Here is a 2,335-nt window from a genome sequence, read left to right as displayed (position 1 = left end):
CACCTGGACTCGGAGTCCGAAGCCGCTGTGCAGGCCGCACTCACCGAGGCGCTGGCCGACCGCACCGCGCTGATCATCGCCCATCGGCTGTCCACCGTGCGGGCCGCGGACCAGATCCTCGTCGTCGAGGACGGCCGCATCGCCGAACGGGGTACGCACATCGAGCTGCTCGCAGCCGACGGCCGCTATGCCGAGCTCTACCACACCCAGTTCGCGGACGAGGCCGTCCCTTTGGCGACGATGTGACACCTCCCCACCTAGGTGGCTGGTGTGATTCGAGGTGCTCTGGGGCGTCCTTTTCGGACGGTGGTCGGGCTGGTGAACCGTTTCGTGGTGCGTGCTGTTAGGGCTCCTGGGGGTTTGTTCGTGGGTCGTGGTGTCTGGATTGTTGTGGTGGTCGCGGGTGTCGGTTGGGTGCGCCGTGTTGGTCTGTCATGGCGTGGCTGTGACCCATCCTGTGGCGGTGAAGCGGAGCCCGAGCCTGGCCAGACGGGCGAGATTGTGTGCGGCGGCGAGGAGGTTGAAGTCGGCGTCGATCTTGGTAGTGCCGCGCATGCGGGCTCGGCGTCCGCCGTGGTGGTGTCGCATCAGGTGGGCCAGCTTGCGCTCGACCTTGGGCCGGGTGGCCCGGTAGTCGGCAACCCACCGCGGATCTTGTTGCTGGGCGCGGGTGTGGCTGAGGCGGTGCTCGTAGCGGCCGACGTTGACGGTGCGCCCGCCCTGGGCCTTGGTGCACTGCACGCGCAGTGGGCAGTCGCGGCACGTGTCGCCGAAGTAGGCGATGCCGTCGCCGCCGTTGTTGCGGCGGATCGGGGCGGTGGCCCCGTTCGGGCAGGTGACGGTGTCGGTGTCCAGGTCGACGTCGAAGCGATCCTTGGTGAACATGCCACCTGAGGCGGTGGGTGCCTGGGTCTTGCACCGCGCTGCGATGTCGTGGTTGGCCAGCTGGTCGAGGAACTCGCCGGTGCCGTAGGACGCATCGCCGTACACGGCCGGCTCGTCGGTCTCGCCCCCACCCTCGGCGGTGTCGGTCGTTGCGGTGTCGGTTGTGCCGGTCAGGTCGTCGATGAGGTCGGCGGCCACCGTGGCGTCGCCGACGTTGCCCGCACTGACCACGGTATCGGTGATGATCTCGCTGTCCGGGTCGATCGCGGCGTGGCCCTTGTACCCGTCGAACCCACGGGCCACCGTCTTGTGTCCATGCCGGGCTTGGGGGTCCACCGTGGAGATCACCCGATCCTTGGCGACCCGCTGGGCGATCCGGAAGGCGCCATCGTCGGTGGTCTCCAGATCCTGACCCAGCACGGTGGCCAGCAGTTGACTGGCCTGGTCGACCTCCTTGCCCAGTTTGCGCCCGCCCAGGAGGGCCAGGCACGCCTGGCCGTCCCGGGCTTGAGAGTCGATCAGCGCGTCCCGGGCTGCGGCGTCATCCCAGTCGATGTGCGGCTTGGCGTTGCTGGCGTAATCATCCCCACTGGAGATCACCCCACGCAGCTCGGCCTCCAACTCGGTCCCGGCCACGCGCAGCAGGCCACGCACCGCCGAGCGGATCAGCGTGATCGTGTCCATCGTGGCCACCGCGTCATACAGCGGGGTGGAGTCCAGCACCCGTTTCACCCCGACCAGCCCCGCCTTGGACGCGGCGTCCAGCGTCACTGTGAAGATCCGCCGCGGATCGCCGGACGTGGCCAGCCTGGCCCGCATGTCTACCAGCACCGTGTGGGTGAACCGGTCCCACCCGGTGCCGTCGTAGCCGCCCACCCCGGCCGCATACCGCCATCGCGCGTCGAAGGTGTACCGCTGCACCGCGTCCCGGTCCGACAACCCTTCCAAGCGCTGCAGCACCATCACCGTGGCCACCACCGACGGCGGCACCGACCGGCGACCCTTGTCACTGAACACATCAGCGAACATCTCGTCCGGGAACAGCCGCTCCCGCTCCCGATGCAGCACCACAAAGATCGAACTCTCCGGCAGCGCCTCGTCACAGAAACGCGTCACATCATCAAGCAGGTCACCCTGACGATCGGCCTGTCCCAGCGACACCCCAACCACCCCAGCAGCAAGAACTACAACGATGTAATTCTCAGCCACCTACATACAAGATCGCCAGTCCGGGCGATCACGAAAGACACCAGCCACCTAGAAGCGCCACGATGTCACATCGTCGCCCTAGCCTGGGCACCGTGCGCCTGGTGATCGCCCGATGCGAGGTCAACTACGTCGGACGCCTCACGGCCCACCTGCCGGTGGCCAATCGCCTGCTGCTGGTCAAGGCCGACGGGTCAGTGAGCATCCACGCCGACGACCGCGCCTACAAACCGCTGAACTGGAT

At 67.5% G+C, this 2,335-nt stretch carries 1 protein-coding gene and 2 pseudogenes; 2 read left to right on the top strand and 1 reads right to left on the bottom strand.

What is annotated here, in order from left to right:
- Positions 1 to 246, top strand: a pseudogene (locus tag VGX25_RS26375) (ABC transporter ATP-binding protein); the annotation flags it as partial.
- 186 nt (positions 247 to 432) lie between these two features.
- Here the strand turns inward: VGX25_RS26375 and VGX25_RS26370 are convergent.
- Positions 433 to 2,001: an IS1182 family transposase gene (locus VGX25_RS26370; RefSeq protein WP_326920600.1), complete on the bottom strand. Its 1,569-nt coding sequence runs from the start codon at positions 1,999 to 2,001 to the stop codon at positions 433 to 435.
- 185 nt (positions 2,002 to 2,186) lie between these two features.
- Here VGX25_RS26370 and VGX25_RS26365 point away from each other — a divergent pair.
- Positions 2,187 to 2,335: pseudogene (locus VGX25_RS26365) on the top strand (endonuclease); the annotation flags it as partial.

This window comes from Actinophytocola sp., assembly GCF_035942955.1.
GTDB lineage: Bacteria > Actinomycetota > Actinomycetes > Mycobacteriales > Pseudonocardiaceae > DASYTH01.
Note: the sequence above shows the minus strand (reverse complement) of the source record. Positions and strands in the feature narration are given on the sequence as shown.